At 44.0% G+C, this 18,481-nt stretch carries 18 protein-coding genes and 1 other RNA gene; 3 read left to right on the top strand and 16 right to left on the bottom strand.

Annotation, left to right across the window (positions count from 1 at the left end; genetic code table 11):
• Positions 1-56: 56 nt before the first annotated feature.
• From rpoZ to RG608_RS05355, 3 genes are all read right to left on the bottom strand, one after another.
• Positions 57-371, bottom strand: a complete 315-nt coding sequence (rpoZ, locus tag RG608_RS05365) for a DNA-directed RNA polymerase subunit omega (protein ID WP_002893503.1) — start codon at positions 369-371, stop codon at positions 57-59.
• Positions 372-396: 25 nt separating this feature from the next.
• Positions 397-1,029, bottom strand: a complete 633-nt coding sequence (gmk, locus tag RG608_RS05360) for a guanylate kinase (RefSeq protein WP_002893505.1) — start codon at positions 1,027-1,029, stop codon at positions 397-399.
• A gap of 187 nt (positions 1,030-1,216) precedes the next feature.
• A complete protein-coding gene (locus tag RG608_RS05355) occupies positions 1,217-2,830 on the bottom strand; it encodes a ribonuclease Y (RefSeq protein ID WP_308946669.1) in 1,614 nt (537 codons plus the stop codon).
• A gap of 365 nt (positions 2,831-3,195) precedes the next feature.
• Between RG608_RS05355 and RG608_RS05350 the strand changes: the two genes are divergently transcribed.
• Positions 3,196-3,678: an S-ribosylhomocysteine lyase gene (locus RG608_RS05350; protein WP_308946668.1), complete on the top strand. Its 483-nt coding sequence runs from the start codon at positions 3,196-3,198 to the stop codon at positions 3,676-3,678.
• A 102-nt stretch (positions 3,679-3,780) separates the two neighbouring features.
• On the opposite strand, the gene RG608_RS05345 is transcribed toward RG608_RS05350, so the two are convergent.
• The 5 genes from RG608_RS05345 to RG608_RS05325 all read right to left on the bottom strand — a co-directional run bounded on the left by RG608_RS05345 (position 3,781) and on the right by RG608_RS05325 (position 8,039).
• Entirely contained in the window at positions 3,781-5,238 is a 1,458-nt protein-coding gene (locus RG608_RS05345; RefSeq protein WP_308946667.1) for a cell division site-positioning protein MapZ family protein, read from the bottom strand.
• Between the two features lie 12 nt (positions 5,239-5,250).
• Complete coding sequence (locus RG608_RS05340; RefSeq protein WP_308946666.1) at positions 5,251-6,405, bottom strand: class I SAM-dependent RNA methyltransferase; 1,155 nt, start codon at positions 6,403-6,405, stop codon at positions 5,251-5,253.
• A 283-nt stretch (positions 6,406-6,688) separates the two neighbouring features.
• Positions 6,689-7,056, bottom strand: an RNA gene (gene rnpB / locus RG608_RS05335) — RNase P RNA component class B.
• 21 nt (positions 7,057-7,077) lie between these two features.
• Positions 7,078-7,440, bottom strand: coding sequence for a cell division regulator GpsB (gene gpsB / locus RG608_RS05330; RefSeq protein WP_050540601.1), 363 nt, complete (start codon positions 7,438-7,440; stop codon positions 7,078-7,080).
• A 71-nt stretch (positions 7,441-7,511) separates the two neighbouring features.
• Positions 7,512-8,039 (bottom strand): DUF1273 domain-containing protein, encoded by a 528-nt coding sequence (locus RG608_RS05325; protein WP_308946665.1) that lies wholly within the window; start codon positions 8,037-8,039, stop codon positions 7,512-7,514.
• Positions 8,040-8,106: 67 nt separating this feature from the next.
• On the opposite strand from RG608_RS05325, the gene recU reads away from it, so the two are divergent.
• Both recU and pbp1a read left to right on the top strand, forming a co-directional pair.
• On the top strand, positions 8,107-8,709 hold the full coding sequence (gene recU, locus RG608_RS05320; protein ID WP_002908157.1) for a Holliday junction resolvase RecU: 603 nt from the start codon (positions 8,107-8,109) through the stop codon (positions 8,707-8,709).
• The gene (gene pbp1a, locus RG608_RS05315) at positions 8,702-10,843 is read left to right on the top strand and encodes a penicillin-binding protein PBP1A (RefSeq protein ID WP_308946664.1); all 2,142 of its coding nucleotides are present in this window, start codon (positions 8,702-8,704) and stop codon (positions 10,841-10,843) included. The genes recU and pbp1a overlap by 8 nt, the downstream gene beginning before the upstream one ends.
• A 77-nt stretch (positions 10,844-10,920) precedes the next feature.
• Here pbp1a and pepC read toward each other — a convergent pair whose 3' ends face one another.
• The 8 genes from pepC to RG608_RS05275 form a co-directional block, all read right to left on the bottom strand.
• Positions 10,921-12,255 (bottom strand): aminopeptidase C, encoded by a 1,335-nt coding sequence (gene pepC / locus RG608_RS05310; protein WP_308946663.1) that lies wholly within the window; start codon positions 12,253-12,255, stop codon positions 10,921-10,923.
• 78 nt (positions 12,256-12,333) lie between these two features.
• A complete protein-coding gene (locus tag RG608_RS05305) occupies positions 12,334-12,894 on the bottom strand; it encodes a GNAT family protein (RefSeq protein ID WP_308946661.1) in 561 nt (186 codons plus the stop codon).
• A gap of 47 nt (positions 12,895-12,941) precedes the next feature.
• Complete coding sequence (nadE, locus tag RG608_RS05300) at positions 12,942-13,766, bottom strand: ammonia-dependent NAD(+) synthetase (RefSeq protein WP_308946660.1); 825 nt, start codon at positions 13,764-13,766, stop codon at positions 12,942-12,944.
• Entirely contained in the window at positions 13,763-15,223 is a 1,461-nt protein-coding gene (locus RG608_RS05295; protein ID WP_308946659.1) for a nicotinate phosphoribosyltransferase, read from the bottom strand. The genes nadE and RG608_RS05295 overlap by 4 nt, the downstream gene beginning before the upstream one ends.
• 107 nt (positions 15,224-15,330) lie before the next feature.
• Entirely contained in the window at positions 15,331-16,245 is a 915-nt protein-coding gene (gene trxB / locus RG608_RS05290) for a thioredoxin-disulfide reductase (RefSeq protein ID WP_308946658.1), read from the bottom strand.
• A 65-nt stretch (positions 16,246-16,310) separates the two neighbouring features.
• Positions 16,311-16,535 carry a DUF4059 family protein gene (locus RG608_RS05285; protein WP_002893522.1) on the bottom strand — a complete coding sequence of 75 codons (225 nt, stop codon included), beginning with the start codon at positions 16,533-16,535 and terminating at the stop codon, positions 16,311-16,313.
• A 171-nt stretch (positions 16,536-16,706) separates the two neighbouring features.
• Positions 16,707-17,450, bottom strand: a complete 744-nt coding sequence (locus RG608_RS05280) for an amino acid ABC transporter ATP-binding protein (RefSeq protein ID WP_308946657.1) — start codon at positions 17,448-17,450, stop codon at positions 16,707-16,709.
• Entirely contained in the window at positions 17,450-18,259 is an 810-nt protein-coding gene (locus RG608_RS05275) for an amino acid ABC transporter permease (RefSeq protein WP_308946683.1), read from the bottom strand. The genes RG608_RS05280 and RG608_RS05275 overlap by 1 nt, the downstream gene beginning before the upstream one ends.
• Positions 18,260-18,481 lie beyond the last annotated feature (222 nt).

The following is an 18,481-nucleotide window of genomic DNA, read 5'->3' as shown; positions in this document are numbered from 1 at the left end:
TCACCCCACTTTCCTAAACGTCATTACAGAAAAAATAAGATTGAGCATCCCCAACCTTAAATCTTCTCACCTTCTTCTTTTTCTTTAGCGATTTGCTCTTTAATCTTGCGTTCTTCTTCTTCTTTACGCAGGCGCTCTTCTTCTGCCCGACGGCGAACTGCCTCGCGCTTGCCTTCTGGATCTGGATGGATAACGACATTGCCAGATTCAATTTCTTCCAAAGCACGAAGAGTGGATTTAACAGACTTGAATTCCTGCGTAGCGGGAGCTCCAGCTTCAAGCTCATGAGCGCGCTTAGCTTCTAAAATAACCAAGGAATATTTTGAAGGAACCTTGTCCAGCAAAGTGTCAATAGACGGTTTTAACATCATAATTTTCTACCTAATTTCTAACTTTCTATCGAATAATCGTTTCATTTTTGGGAAGCATGTCCTGATAACGGCCGATAACACGGTCTACTCGGAAATGCTCTGCTTCAATCACGCGCTTGACACGGTCGGCAGCCAGCGGCACCTGATCATTGACAATGGCATAATCATACTCGCGCATGAGGGCAATTTCTTCTTTGGCCTTTTCAATGCGCTGAGCGATAATCTCCGCACTGTCTGTCCCACGTCCGACCAAGCGGTCTTTAAGTTCTTCTAAGTCTGGAGGAGTCAAAAAAATAAAGACGGCATCTGGAACTTTTTTCTTGACTTGCAAAGCTCCCTGAACCTCAATCTCTAGGAAGACATCAATACCTTTATCCAGCGTTTCATTGACATAAGTCAGAGGCGTCCCGTAATAATTTCCCACATACTCTGCATACTCCAACATCTGTCCCTGACGAATCAGCTCTTCAAACTCCTCGCGAGTGCGGAAGAAATAGTCAACTCCATCCACTTCGCCTGGACGCTGCGGACGAGTCGTCATGGATACCGAGTACTGAAATTGGTTATCAGTGCTTTCAAAAATTTCTCGTCTAACAGTCCCTTTTCCTACACCAGAGGGGCCAGAAAAGACGATTAGTAAGCCTCGTTCCGTCATCATGTCTCCTTCACAGTCTTTCTATCTAGTGTAACAAAATTAGGCTGATATTTCAAGAGGATAGAAAGAAATGTATGTGTCTAGAGTTTTGAGAAAATAGAAAAAATAAGCAAGCAATCATACGGAAAACAAAATAGACCAGCAGATAATTTAAGAAAAAAGCAATCTGTTATCAGACTGCATTTCTTCTTTATTTTGCGTAGTCGACGGCACGCATCTCACGAATAACCGTTACCTTGATATTGCCTGGATATTCCAAGTTGTTTTCGATTTTTTCACGAACATCGTGCGCCAAAATCGTAATCTTGTCATCCTTAATCTTGTCCGGCTGAACCATAATCCGGATTTCCCGGCCAGCTTGTAAAGCAAAGCTGTTCTTGACACCCTTGAAGCTATTAGCGATTTCTTCCAAATCTTGGAGACGCTTGATATAGCTTTCCAGAGATTCACTACGGGCACCTGGCCGAGCGGCACTGAGAGCGTCTGCAGCAGCTACGATAACAGCAATGACACTTTCTGCTTCCACATCCCCGTGGTGGCTGGCAATGGTATTAACAACGATTGGATGCTCCTTGTACTTACGAGCCAGTTCTGTCCCGATTTCCACGTGGCTGCCTTCAACCTCACGGTCGATAGACTTGCCAATATCATGGAGGAATCCAGCACGGCGGGCTAAATTGGCATTTTCACCAAGCTCACCAGCGATAATACCGGAAAGCTTGGCAACCTCAATAGAGTGCCGAAGGACGTTCTGACCATAAGAAGTACGGAACTGCAAGCGACCCATGATTTTCATCAAATCAGGATGCAGGTTAGGAGCTCCGATTTCATAAGCTGCAGCTTCCCCATACTCACGGATGCGATTGTCAATTTCCAGACGGTTCTTCTCAACCAACTCCTCGATGCGGGCTGGATGAATGCGACCATCTTTCAAGAGTGCTTCCATGGTCATTCGAGCGATTTCACGGCGAATCGGATCGAATCCTGAGAGAGTAACCACTTCAGGCGTATCATCAATGATGACATCAATACCAGTTAGGCTTTCAAAAGTCCGAATATTGCGACCTTCCCGGCCAATAATCCGCCCTTTCATACTGTCATCTGGCAGATGCACCGTTGAATTGGTTTGCTCAGCGACATAATCACCAGCAATCCGCTGCATAGCTTGGACCAAGATATTCTTCGCAACCTTATCAGACCGCTCTTTGATATCTTGCTCCGCATCCCGAATCCTAGTTGCAATCTCTTTAGAAAGCTTGTCTTCGGTCTGCGTCAAAATAATATCACGCGCTTCTGTCTGCGATAGCGAAGCAACTCGCTCCAGCTCTGCTGCCTTCTGCTTTTCAAGTTCCGCTACTTGTTCTTCACGCGCATCAATGTGTTTAGATTTATCTGAGAGACTTTGTTCTTTTTGCTCCAAAGCCTTTTCTTTGTTGCTCAAATTATCGTCTTTGCGGTCAAGGGTAGAAGCACGCTCTGTCAGGCGGCTTTCGATTTGTTTCAACTCTTGACGCTCAGACTTAAATTCTGCATCAACTTGTTCACGATATTTTCTGGCTTCTTCTTTTGCCTCCAAAAGTGCTTCTTTTTTAAGCGAACTTGTTTCCCGCTTGGCTTCTTTGATAATCAAATCAGCTTCACGTTCAGCTTGTCCGCGTAAATTGGTTGCTTCTTGTTCAGCATTTAAAAGAGTAAGCTCTGCAGCTTCTTTAGATGATTTCATCTTAGCCGAGACACTTACATATCCAATCACTAAACCAATGATGGCAGCAAAAACAGACATAATTATAGGAAATAGGCCCATGTTTTTACTCCAAATCTATTTAATTGTTGAATTCAAAATTCCATACTATTCTATCACAAATCTAAAAAATTCACAAACCTATTTTTTGAAATTCAAGAAAGCTTTTGTCCATTTTTTAGAGACAAAATCTTCAAAGTTTGTAGAAGCCTGAACACCAAAACTTTTTTCAAACCATAAGCAAGGTTGTTCATTTTTTTCATTTTCCTAAAACCTAAACTTTATTCCCAAATAAAATTTTTTTATGCTATAATCAGAGAAGAAAATGTGTCTTTGAGACAGGCTTTTTCTTCGCGAACAAGACAAACTTATGGCTTGATATCAATAGAAAAACCTTCTCGCACTTGCTAAATTGTAAAGGAGAAACCATGTCTAAAGAAGTTATCGTTGAAAGCTTTGAGCTGGATCACACCATTGTCAAAGCGCCTTACGTTCGTCTCATCGGAGAGGAAACCGGCCCTAAAGGAGACATCATTTCCAATTTTGATATCCGTTTAGTTCAGCCCAATGAAGATTCCATTCCGACAGCCGGTCTGCATACCATCGAGCATTTGCTGGCCATGCTGATTCGCAAGCGCATTGATGGTATGATTGACTGCTCACCTTTTGGCTGCCGCACTGGTTTTCATATGATTATGTGGGGCCAACACAGTTCCAGCCAGATTGCTCAGGTCATCAAATCCTGTCTGGAAGAAATTGTTGAAACAACTAGCTGGGAAGATGTCCCTGGAACAACCATTGAATCCTGCGGAAACTATAAAGATCACAGCCTCTTCTCCGCTAAAGAATGGGCTAAACTTATTCTCAGCCAAGAGATTTCTGATGATGCCTTTGAACGCCATGTGATTTAAAAAAGCAAAAAGTTCTCGAAATCGAGAACTTTTTTTGTGAATGTATAATGAAATCCATCAACAAGCTATAAAGCCAGCTGCTGAAGAAATGTTCAAAGACAACTAGAAATCAAGCGAGTCAGCATGACCCGGACCATTTCCGACGAAGTATCCAGTCTTACAGTTGATACTGAAGAGATAGGTGCCGTCTGGTTTGAAGAGGTTGTAGTAGCCGTTTCCTTTGATAATATTAACGCGTTCCAGAATATAGTTGTCTCCAGAAATGTAGCCGCGCTCACGAGAAGTTTGCAAAATCTTCTCCAGAACACCAGGATTGAATGTCCAAGCTGGATTGTTGACGTCATCAATAGCTGCTTGATTATAAGGAACACGACTGAGATCTCTCTGCAGATTTACTCCGTTGCTAGGAAGACCATAGCCAGAGTAAGAGTTAGAACCCCCTGAACCAGAAGCAGACGAGCTTGAACCGCCGCTTGTACCCGCACCAGTGCCTCCCTGATCAGTAGCAGGAGCTGGTGTTGGTACCTGTTGACTACGTCCTTGGGCAATTGCTGCCTTTAGAACTTCATCTAACTTAGCATTGCCACTTGATACATCTGAGAAGGTCGCATTTGTATTCGCCTTGGCATCCTTGTTCAAGACACCGTCAGTGATCGCTCCGCCATCAAACTGCGAATTGACACTTTGGATAGCTGAAATTTGTTTCACTAGGGAATCATACTTGCTCTTAGCGGCATCATAGTCTTTGCTGCCTTTTAGCTTTTCAAGTAATGTTTTTAATTTTTCCAAGTCGCCGAATTTACTGTTTTTGACAGCTGTCTGATTGCTATCTGTGAAAAATGCAGCATATTCATCATTAAAGGCCTTCAAATTCTTGGCAGTATTATCAGAGCTAGAGGAAGACGAGCTCTTTTTGCTGGACTGCGATGTTGAAGAGCTAGAGCTTGTAACGGTCTTGTGACCCCAATTATGCCCCAGAGCAAAGTAAAGCCCTGTGCCCGCTACAGCAATCCCGAAAAGTCCTAAAACTGGATAAAGGAAAGCTTTTTTCTTGTAGAAAGGTGTCTTAGGAACCTGTAATTCCTTCTCATCAAGCGGCTCCGGAATAGGACCGTAAGATGTCTTTTGAACGGGAGCAGCAGGAATCGAATCCGCCTGCTCTGAGCGTTGACTGCGAGAACCTAAGGGGTTTGGAGTTGCTTCTGGCTCACTTGCAGTCTCAGTGCCTGTCGACTGAGCTGTTGGAATCTCCTGTTCACTTTCAACCTCTTGCCGTCTTTCTTTGATGAAGTCGGTCAAATCAGAAGAGGCTTGCTCAGCCTGAGCCGCTTCCAGCTCCTGCACCTTTCTGATTTTCTGGGTTTCAAATTTTCCAGCTTCGATTTCCTGACGGTGCTGCTTTATATACTTATCCAGCACATTATCGCTTTCATTCACACCGGCTTCCACCTCCTCTTTCTTACGAGTAGCTTGGCCGACTGTCATTTCCTTGGCCTCTTCAAAATCAAGGACTGACTCTTTCTTTTCTTCTTCCGGTGAGTAGTTTTCTTCTTTCGTCACGGCAAATCCTTTCTAATCTAACTGACGTTTGACACGCTGGCCAAAATACTGATATAAATCAACTTTTAAAGTACCATTATAAAGTTTGCGTTTTTTATCGGCCTGACTGACGTATTTGCTTTCAAAAGCTTCATCGCTGGTCAGGATAAATTTGCTCCAGGTTTTGAGCGGAGCAAAGGTTTCTCCCATCTCCTGATAAAGCTGAGTCACAGCCTCATCATCTAGGAGGCGCTCCCCGTATGGCGGATTAGAGATAATCACACCGTTGATCTTATCTGTATGCAAATCTTGCAGACGCATCTGCTTAAAGTGAATCTGCTCTGCCACTCCTGCTTGCTCAGCATTTTTTCGAGCTAGCTCTACCATACGGCCATCGATATCCGAGCCAGAAATATCCAGCTGGATGGTCTGATCAATCTGACTGAGTGCAGTTGAGCGAGCCTGGGCTACCAGGTCTTTATCCACCCAATTCCAGTCTTCAAAGGCAAAGGAACGATGGAGTCCTGGCGCTATCTTCATCCCGATCATGGCTGCCTCGATACAAAAGGTACCAGAGCCGCAAGTCGGGTCAATCAAAGGCTTATCTGGATACCAATTGGACAGGAGTAAAATGGCCGCTGCCATATTCTCCTTAATCGGTGCACCACCTTTATCAGCCCGATAACCACGTTTGAAGAGGCTGGACCCTGTCGTATCAATCATGACTGTCGCTACATCTTTTAGGATAGAAACCTCTATCCTAAACTCAGCTCCATTTTCCTGCAGGGGCACCCCTTCCGGACGTGCATAATGCTTCTGCAGCTTCTTGACAACTGCCTTTTTAGAAATAGCCTGAACACTAGGCTCATTGTGAAGTTTTGACCTGACACATTTGGCCTTGGAAATAGGAAATTTAGCTCCCAGAGGTAGATAATTCTCCCAATCCAGAGCAAAAACTCCCTGAAAGAGCTCTTCGAAAGTCTTAGCCGGAAAACTGCCAACTACAATCTTAATCCGATCGGCCGCGCGCAGCCAGAGATTGGTTTGAATAATCGTACTGACATCACCCTCGAAGCGAACCCGGCCATTTTCGACCTGACAATCAAGCCCCAGCTCTCTGATTTCACGGCCGACAACAGCTTCCAGTCCTGCCGCTGCGGTCGCAATTAAATTAAATTTTTCTTTCATCTCGGCTTCTAATGGATTCCAATCTATACAAACAAAGGGAGTGAGACAAAAATCGTGATTTCGTCACATCGATTTTCCTCACTCTCCCTTTTTAAATTTTGGGCTGAGAAGGTTACGCTGCCATTTGTCAGCTAGCTCATTACTTGAAATGTCCATTAAACAAATGAAGCAACAGCTAGTTGAACTTGGCAGAGAATAGAGCGCTCAGCCACTCTCTTGCTATTCTATTATAAAATTTAAAGAGGACAGGACTTGCCGTCCCAGCCTCAGCCTATATGCAATTTTCTGTAAGCCATGTTTTGTTCCAGAAATGACTAGGTACCATTTCCTTCGATAATCATCTGTCTACTGTTTCCAGTCAGAGTGCTATGTTCGCTTCCACGCACTCCATGCCCCGACCAAAGTTTGGGTTGCTAGCTTGAGGGGTTTACCGCGTTCCACTTCTTCTGTTTCCAAAAGAACTACGTCACTGTGGCACTTTCAGACCTAATTAGACATATCCAAAGACTTAGCCCTTTCAGCCGCCGTAACGGAAAAATCCGTCCCTAGGCTTATTTCTTCGCCTAGCACAAACACTACCGGCATCACAGCCAGTGCTAGCATGGACTTTCCTCATGAAAATCTAAAATTTCCACGCGATTATCCAAAAATTGCACTGTTCTAAAAGAACCATTATTCACGATCCAGAATTTGTTTCCCAAATACTTCCTTTTCAAGACGGTTCAAGCGCTTCAAGATATCAAAGTTAGTCGCAGAAGTCATCTGTGGGAAGCTTTCCACAGTCGACTGAGTCGCTTGTGTTGATTGGACAGGCTGAGTCGGCTGAACTGGTGCTTTTTCAACCGGCTTCGCAGCTAACTCTTCCTTGAGACGGCGATTTTCCTCACGCAGCTCCTTTACCAAGGCTGCATAAGTCTCATAATCCTTGATAATATCGTCCAAAAACTCATCCACTTCGGACTTACTATAGCCACGTACTTCGCGTTTAAAATCCTGATCAAAAATATCTTTTGCTGTAAAAATAATACTTGCCATCTTCTCTCTCCAATCTAGTTTGTCATATTCAATTATAAACAAAATGCACTATAAAAATCAAGATTTATCATCTAATTTCCCGAAAAATTTTCGGCTACTTCATTCAGGTCATCAAATGTTAATTTTTTGATAAAATATTGTTCTTGTTTTTTCATTTCTTGGTAAAGATATTTCAGTTTTGACTCCTGTTCTTCATCATAAAACAGGTAGGCTCCGTCCGTATTTTGAATGATGAATTGATTGTAATCACGAAACTGACTAGGATTTTGGTAGGTCGGATAAGCATACTTGACGAAATCCGTCTGCTTAAAAGCAGCTAATTTTACCTGATTAGCTTCGTTCCAATTTTCACCTTGATTCTCAAAGAGAAAGATGGTTGCCGTCTGAAATTCATAGTCCTTTTTCAAGTCATCAGCCAGCTCCAAGACCCAAGACTCAAAGCCCAGATTGCCCATAAAAACCAGCCAATCCACTCCATCTTCCAAAAAACGGATTAAGTCCCTTTTAGCGGCTTCTTTTATGATGTTTATTCTCATATCTTTTTCCGTCGAAATGCCGATTTCAAAGGCTTTGTAGCCTGTTATTAGTAGACTTGTCATTTATTCTCCCTTAAAAAAGTTTTTTGTGGTATAATAGAGTGATGCTATTGTACCAATAAGGAGTTTTATGGTCAACTATCCGCATAAGTTAAAGGCAAAAAGCAGTATCAATAGGCCAGTTTCCGGCATGATTAACTTTGCCAATCGTGGGATGTCTTTTGAAAAGATGATCAACGAATCCAACAACTACTATCTAAGCAGAGGACTCGCAGTCATCCATAAAAAGCCCACCCCCATTCAGATTGTCAAGGTTGATTATCCGCACCGTAGCCGAGCCAAGATTGTAGAGGCTTACTTTCGGCAAGCTTCCACAACAGACTATTCTGGTGTCTACAAGGGCCATTATATTGACTTTGAAGCCAAGGAAACCCGACAGAAAAAATCGATGCCCATGAAAAATTTTCATTCGCATCAGATTGAGCACATGGAGGCTGTCCTTGAGCAAAAGGGCATCTGCTTTGTCTTACTGCATTTTTCCAGCTTAAGGGAGACTTACCTGCTTCCCGCTTCTTATTTAATTGAGTTTTACAAGATCGACAAGGGAGGGAAGTCCATGCCCTTAAGCTATATTCAAGAGCATGGCTATCCGATTGAAATGCAGCAGCTTCCCAGCATCCCTTATCTTGAAATTATCGAACAAAAACTACTAGGTGGTATTATAAATGAATAAACAAACTCTTATGCAGGCTTTAAAATATCTTGCAAGTGCACTTATAACCCTGCTTATGATTGGATTCGTGATTGGCTGTTTGGTATTTACCTACTATGCTGTCAAGGCTCCCAAGCTTTCTGAAAAAGACCTGATCGCGACCACATCCAGTAAGATTTTTGACAGCAATAACAATTTGATTGCGGACCTAGGCGCTGAAAAGCGGGTCAATGCTGAAACAAGTGAAATACCTACGGATTTGGTTAACGCCATTGTCGCCATTGAAGACCATCGCTTCTTCAATCACCGCGGAGTGGACTTTATTCGGATTGCAGGTGCCCTTATCAGTAACATCCGTGGCGGGGGCCGTCAAGGGGGATCAACTCTGACCCAGCAGTTGATTAAGTTGTCCTATTTCTCAACTTCTTCTTCGGACGCGACCCTTTCACGTAAAATCCAAGAAGCTTGGCTGGCTGCTCAGCTCGAGCGGAAAGCGACCAAGCAGCAAATATTGACCTATTATGTCAATAAAGTCTACATGTCTAACAGTAACTACGGTATGCAGACAGCAGCCCGAAGCTACTATGGCAAGGACCTAAAAGATTTGAGCTTACACCAAACGGCTCTGCTGGCAGGTATGCCTCAGGCACCAAATCAATACGACCCCTACACCCATCCAGAGGCTGCAACCAATCGCCGTAATCTGGTACTTCGTGAGATGCACGATCTCAAATACATCACAGATGAACAGTATGAGCAAGCCAAAAACACACCTGTAACCGATGGGCTTCAAAGTCTGAAAGCTTCTACTAGCTACCCAGCTTACATGGATAACTATATCAAAGAAGCAATTGAACAGGTTGAAGAAGAAACTGGTTACAATGTCCTGACAACTGGTATGGAAGTCTATACAAACGTCAACACAGAGGCTCAACAAAAACTCTGGGATATTTACAATACTGAAGACTATGTAGCTTATCCAGATGATGAAATGCAGGTTGCCTCCACCGTTATGGATGTCCAAACTGGTAAAGTCATTGCCCAACTCGGTGCCCGTCACCAGTCTACCAACGTATCCTTTGGTACCAACCAAGCTGTTGAAACCAACCGTGACTTCGGTTCAACTATGAAGCCAATCACAGATTACGCTCCAGCTCTTGAAAATGAAGTCTATACTTCAACTGCTGCTCCTATCACAGATGCTCCATATAACTTCCCGTATTCCAGCACACCAGTTTATAACTGGGATAAGAAATACTATGGCGGGATGACGATTCAATACGCGATTCAGAAATCCCGTAACGTTCCTGCTGTGAAAACGCTGGAAGCCGTTGGTCTGGATGAATCCCTCAAGTTCCTGAATCGGATAGGGATTAACTATCCTGAAATGTTCTATGTTAATGCCTTTTCAAGTAATACCAGCAAATCCGGCAACGAGTACGGAGCCAGCAGTGAAAAAATGGCTGCTGCCTATGCTGCTTTTGCCAATGGCGGTACTTACTACAAACCTCAGTATGTCAATCGCGTCGTTTTCAGTGACGGAACGGAGAAGACCTTCTCCAACAATGGTTCCAAGGCTATGAAGGAAACGACAGCCTACATGATGACCGATATGATGAAAACAGTCTTGCAGTCTGGTACAGGTACAAACGCTGCCATTTCTGGTGTTTATCAGGCTGGTAAGACTGGAACCTCCAACTATGCTGATGATGAATTAGCCAAACTGACCAAGCCTTACTACTACTCTAGCATTGTCACACCAGACGAGCTCTTCGTTGGTTACACACCTAAGTATTCAATGGCTGTTTGGACTGGCTACTCTAACCGTCTGACACCAATCCTTGATGACGGGGTTAAGGTTGCAACAGATGTCTACCGCGAAATGATGCTTTACCTAGCTCAAGATGGCTCTGCTTCAGAAGATTGGGAAATGCCAGATGGTCTCTACCGCAGTGGCTCTTATGTCTACCTCAACAGTGGTACTGGCTATAACCGTTACTACAATAACCAGCAGTACTATAACTATTCTAGCTATAGCAGTTACAGTACAGAAGCTAGCTCTGACACATCAGCTTCCAGTGAGCATTCTGGCGATTCAAACAATAGCTCTTCTAGCCACAATGACTCAACTTCCGGTGATGGTGGAAATGACTAGAGAGACGAAGATTAGAATACAAACTAAAAGAGTAAGAATGAAAAATTCTTACTCTTTTCTTATTCTATCATCAAAGCTTACTTTGCCAAAGCCCCCATGGGATCCCATGGGGCTAGCACAAGTGGCTCTGCTTCATATGCTGCTAATTCAGCTACTGTCAGAAACTCTTTACGAACGACGATTTGATAGGTATATTCATCCATCCAAGCGTCAGAGGCTACGAAATATCCCTTGTTACCAACCTTTTCACCCCAGGAGTTTTCGACCTTCCATTTCTTAGCCTTGCCATTTTCATCCAAATCCACCCCTGTCAAGACCATGGCATGGGTCATGAGGCTTTCGCTATAGTCCAAGCGGCCAGCCTTATCCTGAGTCAGTCGAATATCCATGCTGGCAGTGAAATCGTGCATTCCTTCTGCCATAACACCGGCCTTACGATTGCTAGACTGACCTACATCCGAGCCAAACCAAACGGTCTCGCCAGCCTGCATTTGAGCGATAGCCAGCTCTTTTAGTCGGTCCATTTCAACATTCAAATAACGAACGGGCTTGCTGCCAACGACATTGCCCAACATCTCAACCGTATAAGACCGACCATAAGGCTTGTCTGCAGTCGGCGCATTGATGATAGAAACATAGTCATCTAGCTTGAGGTCGACATATTTTTGATAGAAAGTCAGAGGTGTCAATCCGCTCTCACCATGGAAATGATTGTCCTTATCTCGATAGGCAAAGTCAAACTGGCGAGGCGGCAAGCCTAAATTCATAGCTAGAAAGTTAAAGACTTCCTGTAGGAGTTCTTCTTTTTTAGTTTGAAGTTCAGCCGATTCTGCCCCTTTCGCTCTTAATTCTCGCAAAATCTGCGCATCTTGACGCAGGAGTTTATTGAGAATCTGATTGAGCTCGCGGCTGCTGCTAGAAGAAATCGACTCTGGATAAACCGACTTAGGCACAACTCCGTATTTCTCAAAGAGGGAAACAACCATATCCCATTGACCGCCATCCTGCTGAGGCGTGTCTAAGAGAAACTTAACCTTACGGCTAGTCAATTCTTGATCAGCCGTCGCAATCACCTGCTCCAAGAACCAGTTGGATTTTTCATATTTATCCCAAAAGAAGGTATGGGCTTGAGATAGCTCAAAATCCTCCAGTCGAAAGTTCGCAATCATCTTGTGGCGGAAGGTGTTAAGAGCTGCAAACATCCAACAGCGTCCAGAAGCTTTCTGGTCGCTAACCTTGTCCTTAGTAAGATCCAGCGAAAAGACAGGTGTATTTTCCACGGCAGCGCTTCGCTTCTCTAAGGAAGCCAAAAGGCCATTGTGGCTGATGGCATTTTCAATTGCTGCATACTTGGGATTTGCCTCATAAGCAGCATACAACTTATCTGTAAAATTTTGTTCTAACGAATGCATAGAACCCTCCTTGTCATTATACATCTATTATAGAACTTTAAAAAAGGAGTGCAAGTAAAAAGGCTGGACAAAAGAGCCCTAGCCTTTTTCTAAATCAGATCTTAGGATTCCATAGACGGAAAAATCTTTGACTCGTCCTTTATGAAATACAGCCTGACGGAAAGTTCCTTCGTAGCTCATGCCAGCTTTGGCCATGACACGTCCCGAAGCTGGATTGGCTGTTACAAATCTTGCTGTGACACGATTGAATCCTGCATCTTGCAAGAGATAGATTAAAACAGCTTTCAAAGCTTCTGTCATCAGCCCTTGCTCCCAGTAGTCTTTACTTAAAATATAACCGACCTCGCAAGCATTAACTGCCTCATCCATGTCCACTACACTGATGTCCCCGATTACAGAATCAGGATTTTCTTTCAGACAGATGGCCCACTTGTAAAAATCCATGTTTTGATAATTCTCAACCCAGCGAGCAATAGACTGTTGGGTGACTTCAGGACTCTCATGAGCATACCAGGTCACATGCAGCAAATTATCCGGACGACAAGCCCAGTTGTCATACATAGCTTGAGCATCCGATTCCAGAAAAGGTCTTAGTAAAAGACGTTTGGTTTCAATGGACTGTGTACCTATCTTTTTCATAGCTTCCTCATTTCTTGGCTCGGACTAAAAAGATTCGATAGAGATTTTCACTTCCAAAATTCATCAAAAACTGTAATCGGCAAATGCCGTTTGTGCTGGCCTTTATGCCACCATGATTCGATAGTTTCTTGGGCTTGGGCTGAAACGGACTTGCCTTCGAGGTAGTCGTCAATTTCATTGTAAGTCACGCCCAGAGCGACTTCATCCGCAATCCCAGGCTTTTCTTCTTCCAAATCAGCCGTCGGCACCTTTTCATAGAGAGCCGGATCCGCTCCTAAGGCGGCCAAAAGCTGCTTACCTTGACGCTTATTGAGACGGTAAAGTGGTAAGATATCTGCTCCACCATCTCCAAACTTGGTGAAAAAGGCTGTGACATTTTCTGCTGCGTGATCAGTCCCAATGACAGCTCCGCTGTATGAACCGGCCAAAGCATACTGGGCAATCATACGGCTGCGCGCCTTGATATTGCCCTTGTTAAAATCAGAGACTTTGGCACCCGTTGCCTCGACAGCCTTTGTCATGGCATCAGCAGATTCCTTGATATTGACTGTCAAACTGACGTCGGGCTGGATAAAAGCCAGAGCTTTTTGCGCATCATCTTCATCTACCTGAACACCGTAAGGCAGACGAACAGCAATAAAGCGGTAGCTATTATCACCAGTCTCAGCCCGCATTTCCTCTACAGCCAGCTGAGCTAAGCGGCCAGCCAAGGTTGAGTCCTGACCACCAGAAATTCCCAAAACATAACTTTTCAAAAAAGGGTGCTTTTTCAGATAGGCCTTGAGAAAATCCACCGACTTGCGGATTTCTTCCTCCGGATCAATGATTGGTTTAACGCCCAGTTGAGCGATGATTTCCTCTTGTAGACTCATTTTTCTGCTCCTGTCTGGTAGGCTTTCTTGCGCATCTGGTCAATTAAGTCCATCTTATCCTGCCAGATATCTCGAGCCAAGTCAACTGGATAATCCTGTGGATTGAGAACCCGCTTGTACTCATCCCAGAGTTTATCAAATTCCTTACGGGCATAGGCTTGAATTTCGGTCAGACTTAGCTGATCATAGACTAAATTACCTTCTTGGAAAATATCGACCAAAAGCGGTACGGCATCAAAATTTTTGACAGTTTTATTGATATAGGTATAGGTTGGATGGAACATTTCCAGCTCTTCCAAACCATTGACATCAAGGCCATCATAGGTAATGTAGTCTCCCTCGGACTTCCCTTTTTCACGACTGGTAATACGCCAAACCTGCTTCTTGCCTGGAGTAGAAACTTTTTCAGCATTATTGGACAGCTTGATGGTATTGCGCAATTCTCCATTCTCATCTTCAATAGCTACAATCTTATAAACTGCTCCTAAAGCCGGCTGGTCATAGGCTGTAATCAACTTGGTACCCACGCCCCAGACATCAATCTTAGCCTTTTGCATTTTCAAGTTGAGAATGGTATTTTCATCCAAATCATTGGACGCATAAATCTTAGCATCAGGAAAGCCAGCTTCATCTAATTGCTGCCGAACTTTCTTAGAAATATAAGCAAGGTCTCCTGAGTCAATACGAACACCCAGAAACTTAATCTTGTCTCCTAGCTCACGCGCCACCCGAATGGCTGCTGGAACACCTAGACGCAGTGTATCGTAGGTATCTACTAAGAAAACACAGTTATGATGAGTCTCAGCATAAGCTTTAAAGGCTTCATAATCATTCCCATAGACTTGAACGAGAGCATGGGCATGTGTTCCTAAAACAGGAATATCAAAGAGCTTGCCAGCCCGAACATTGCTGGTTCCGTTAGCTCCGCCAATCACAGCAGCCCTAGTCCCCCAAATAGCAGCGTCCATTTCCTGGGCCCGGCGAGTTCCAAACTCCATCAGAGGCTCATCTTCGATGACAGAGCGGATACGAGCTGCCTTGGTGGCAATCAGCGTCTGAAAATTAACGATATTGAGCAGAGCAGTCTCAACCAGCTGACACTGAGCCAGTGGACCTTCCACCTGCACGATTGGCTCATTGGCAAAAACCAAATCACCTTCCTGAACAGACCTTACTGTCAGGCTCATCTTGAGATTTCGTAAATAATCCAAAAACTCTCCGTGATAGCCCAAGGATTGCAAATAATCTAAATCGCTCTGGCTGAACGTTAGATTATTGAGATAGGAAATAATTCTTTCCAAGCCCGCAAAGACTGCGTAGCCGTTATTAAAAGGATTCTTACGGAAAAAAACTTCAAAAACCGCATGCTTGTTGTGAATATTTTGCTTGAAATAAACCTGCATCATGTTGATTTGGTACAAATCAGTGTGCAACGTTAAACTATCATCTGGGTACATCTTCTTGCTCCTTTACGCTAGATATCTTTTATTATATCATAATTCCAAAAAAGCTAAGCAAATCCTGTCAACTCACCTGAATAGACACACTTGCTTAGCTTATATTTTTATGCTTGCTCTGTAAGATATTTGTAGGCTTCCTGACTGGCAATGGCACCATCACCAACAGCTGTCGTAATCTGGCGCAGGTCTTTCTGGCGAACATCACCAACAGCGTAAATACCGGCTACTGACGTTTTCATCTGATGATCCGTTAGAATCCAGCCAGCCTCATCAGTAATGCCCAAATCCTTAGCAAATTCACTAACCGGATCCAGACCGACATAAATGAAGATGCCACCAAACTCTGCCTGACTAAGCTCACCCGTCTTGACATTCTTAAAGGTTACGCCAGTCACCTTACGCTCATCACCATGGATGCTTTCCACCACAGAGTCCCAGACAAAGCGAATCTTTTCGTTGGCAAAAGCGCGATCCTGCAACACTTTTTGTGCTCGCAGCTCATCGCGACGGTGAACAATGGTCACACTTTTTGCAAAGCGCGTCAGGAAAATAGCTTCCTCTACCGCCGAGTCACCACCACCAACAACCAGCAGATCTTCATCACGGAAGAAGGCGCCGTCACAGACCGCACAGTAGGAAACCCCACGGCTGTTGTAGGCTTCCTCGCCAGAAACCCCTAGATGACGATGATTAGCACCAGAAGCAATGATGACTGTTTTAGCTTCAAAACGCTCATCTTCTGTGATGATTTCCTTGAAATCGCCCCGATCTTCAATTTTTTCTACTAGGCCAAATAGATGTTCAACACCCAGATTCTCAAGAGGCTCAAACATTTTTTCCGCCAGCTCGGGACCGCTGATATTGGCATAGCCCGGGTAGTTTTCAATGTCAGCAGTATTGTTCATCTGACCACCAGGAATACCACGCTCCAACAGGGCAACTTTTAGATTGCTGCGGGCTGCATAGAGGGCAGCTGTCATGCCGGCAGGCCCAGCTCCAATAATAATTGTATCGTACATAACTCTTCTTTCTCCTTGTTGTAACTAGAATTATTCTAACAACTTTTCTACAGTTTTACAAGCATTTAAGCTTTTAGGACAATGAGCAGGCCCAACGTTGCAAAAGACAGGACTGGAATCGTCATAATGACAATCAAAAGGACATCGTACAGATGACTCTGGCGCTCCTTGGCCGTCTTGTCCTTGCGGCGAATCATCCGCAGTCCAATCCATAAACCCGCAATGATCCCTACACCGACTGCAGTATAAAGCAAGCTCTCAATATAAAGTGCAAATATTTGATCTAACATGTTAACTCCTCAAAGGTCAATCAACCTCATAGTGCATAGAAAGGGAACAACTCCAAATCTAGCCGTCAATATAAAACACCCACTAGAAAAGAAAGCCTGCTCCACAGTATGCTAAGACTGAAAACAAACTCAGCTGGTCTAGCCAACTGAGCCTTCACTGTCTCTATTATATCAAATATAGGTCCGTTTGTAACTAGCAAAAAACTCCTTGGTTCTTTCTTCCTTTGGATGATGGATAATCTCATCTGGTGTCCCAGACTCTATGATTTTCCCCTTGTCCAAAAAGAGCACCCTGTCGGCCACCTGAGCGACAAAGGACATATCATGACTGACCAGAACCATGGTCTGACCAGACTTGGCTGCATCAGCGATTGATTTCTCAACTTCTCCGACTAACTCAGGATCCAAGGCTGAGGTAGGCTCGTCTAGCAAAAGAACATCTGGCTTCATAGCCAAAGCCCTTGCTAAGGCTACCCGCTGCTTCTGACCGCCTGACAAATGTCTAGGATAGTGATTTTCTCGGTATGATAAGCCAACCTTTGCTAACTCTTCCTTGGCTAGCTTAGTCGCTTCTTGGTCAGACAGTTTCTTAACTACCAGTAGACCTTCCTTGACATTTTCCAGAGCTGTCCGACGGGAAAAGAGATTAAACTGCTGAAAGACCATAGCTAGCTTGCGACGCAGCAGCAAAATCTCATCTTTGGAAATCCTTGAAAAATCTACTTTAAAGCCGTCAATAGTAATTTTTCCGCTATCTGGCTGTTCCAGATAGTTGAGACTACGGAGGAAGGTTGACTTCCCAGCACCCGAAGAGCCAATCAAAGCTACCACTTCGCCTTTTTGAATATCCAAACTGAGATCATCCAGAACCTTTTGACCTGAAAAAGTCTTACTTAAATGTGAAATATTAATCATCAGATCCCTTCTCCTTCTGCTTGCTGAAGCGATTCAAATTTATCCGGCTGCTTGATATCCATCTTCTTTTCAATCCAGCGGCCAAGCTGCTCAATGAGAATATTGACTGCCCAATAAATCAGCGAAACCGAGATAAAACGCTCAAAGTAACGGTAGTCTGCCCCAGCGATGGCTTGCGCCTTGGCAAAAATTTCCACTACACCAGCACTAAAGGCCAGAGAAGTGCCCTTGGTCAAGCCAATCAGGGAATTAATCAGACTAGGCGTCGCTACTACTGCTGCATTGGGGATAATGACACGCATATAAACCTGCTTGTTGGTCATCCCTAAGCTGCGAGCAGCCTCGATTTCTCCCGGATCCACGGACAAGATTGCTGCTCGGATGGTCTCACTGGCATAAGCCGCTTCGTTGAAAGCAAAGGCAACAATCGCAAAGACAGACGCTGGAATCTCGTTGATATTAAAGCTTGTGCCATACTTCTGATTGATGGCCTTCAGCAATAGAGGAATCCCAAAATAGGTCAGCATGAGCTGGACCAGTAGCGGTGTTCCTCTCAGAAAGCTGACAAAGAAAGCCTGAATCGGATACAGGACTTTAACCCGATTAATCTTGACAACAGCAAAAACCATGGCAAGCAGAATACCAAAGACTGCACCACCCACCGTCAAAAGAAGGGTGATTGGCAGATTTTGAAAAATGCCCGGAATGGCCTCAAAAACAGCCCTTAAACTAAATAATTTACCATCTGGAATGAACTTGAGGAACTCCTCATACCAACCAGTTGTCAGAAGATAAGTTGTAACCACTATTATTACTTCCTTTTCTTGATAATGAAATATTTTAACACAATTCTGGAACAAAACAAAGAATTTGCTCCGCTTGGACTAGCAAGCTACGGCCTTTTTGACAATTAAAATATGAGCAGTCTGTGCAAATATCCTGTAGCCAAATACCAAATAGACCACACTAAGCCCAATATAAAAATAGACTAGTTTCACTAGTCTATCATATCTATCTCACAAAGACTAATA

Origin of the sequence: Streptococcus sp. IsoGale022 (assembly GCF_031142805.1) — a bacterium.
GTDB lineage: Bacteria > Bacillota > Bacilli > Lactobacillales > Streptococcaceae > Streptococcus > Streptococcus sanguinis_A.
Note: the sequence above shows the minus strand (reverse complement) of the source record. Positions and strands in the feature narration are given on the sequence as shown.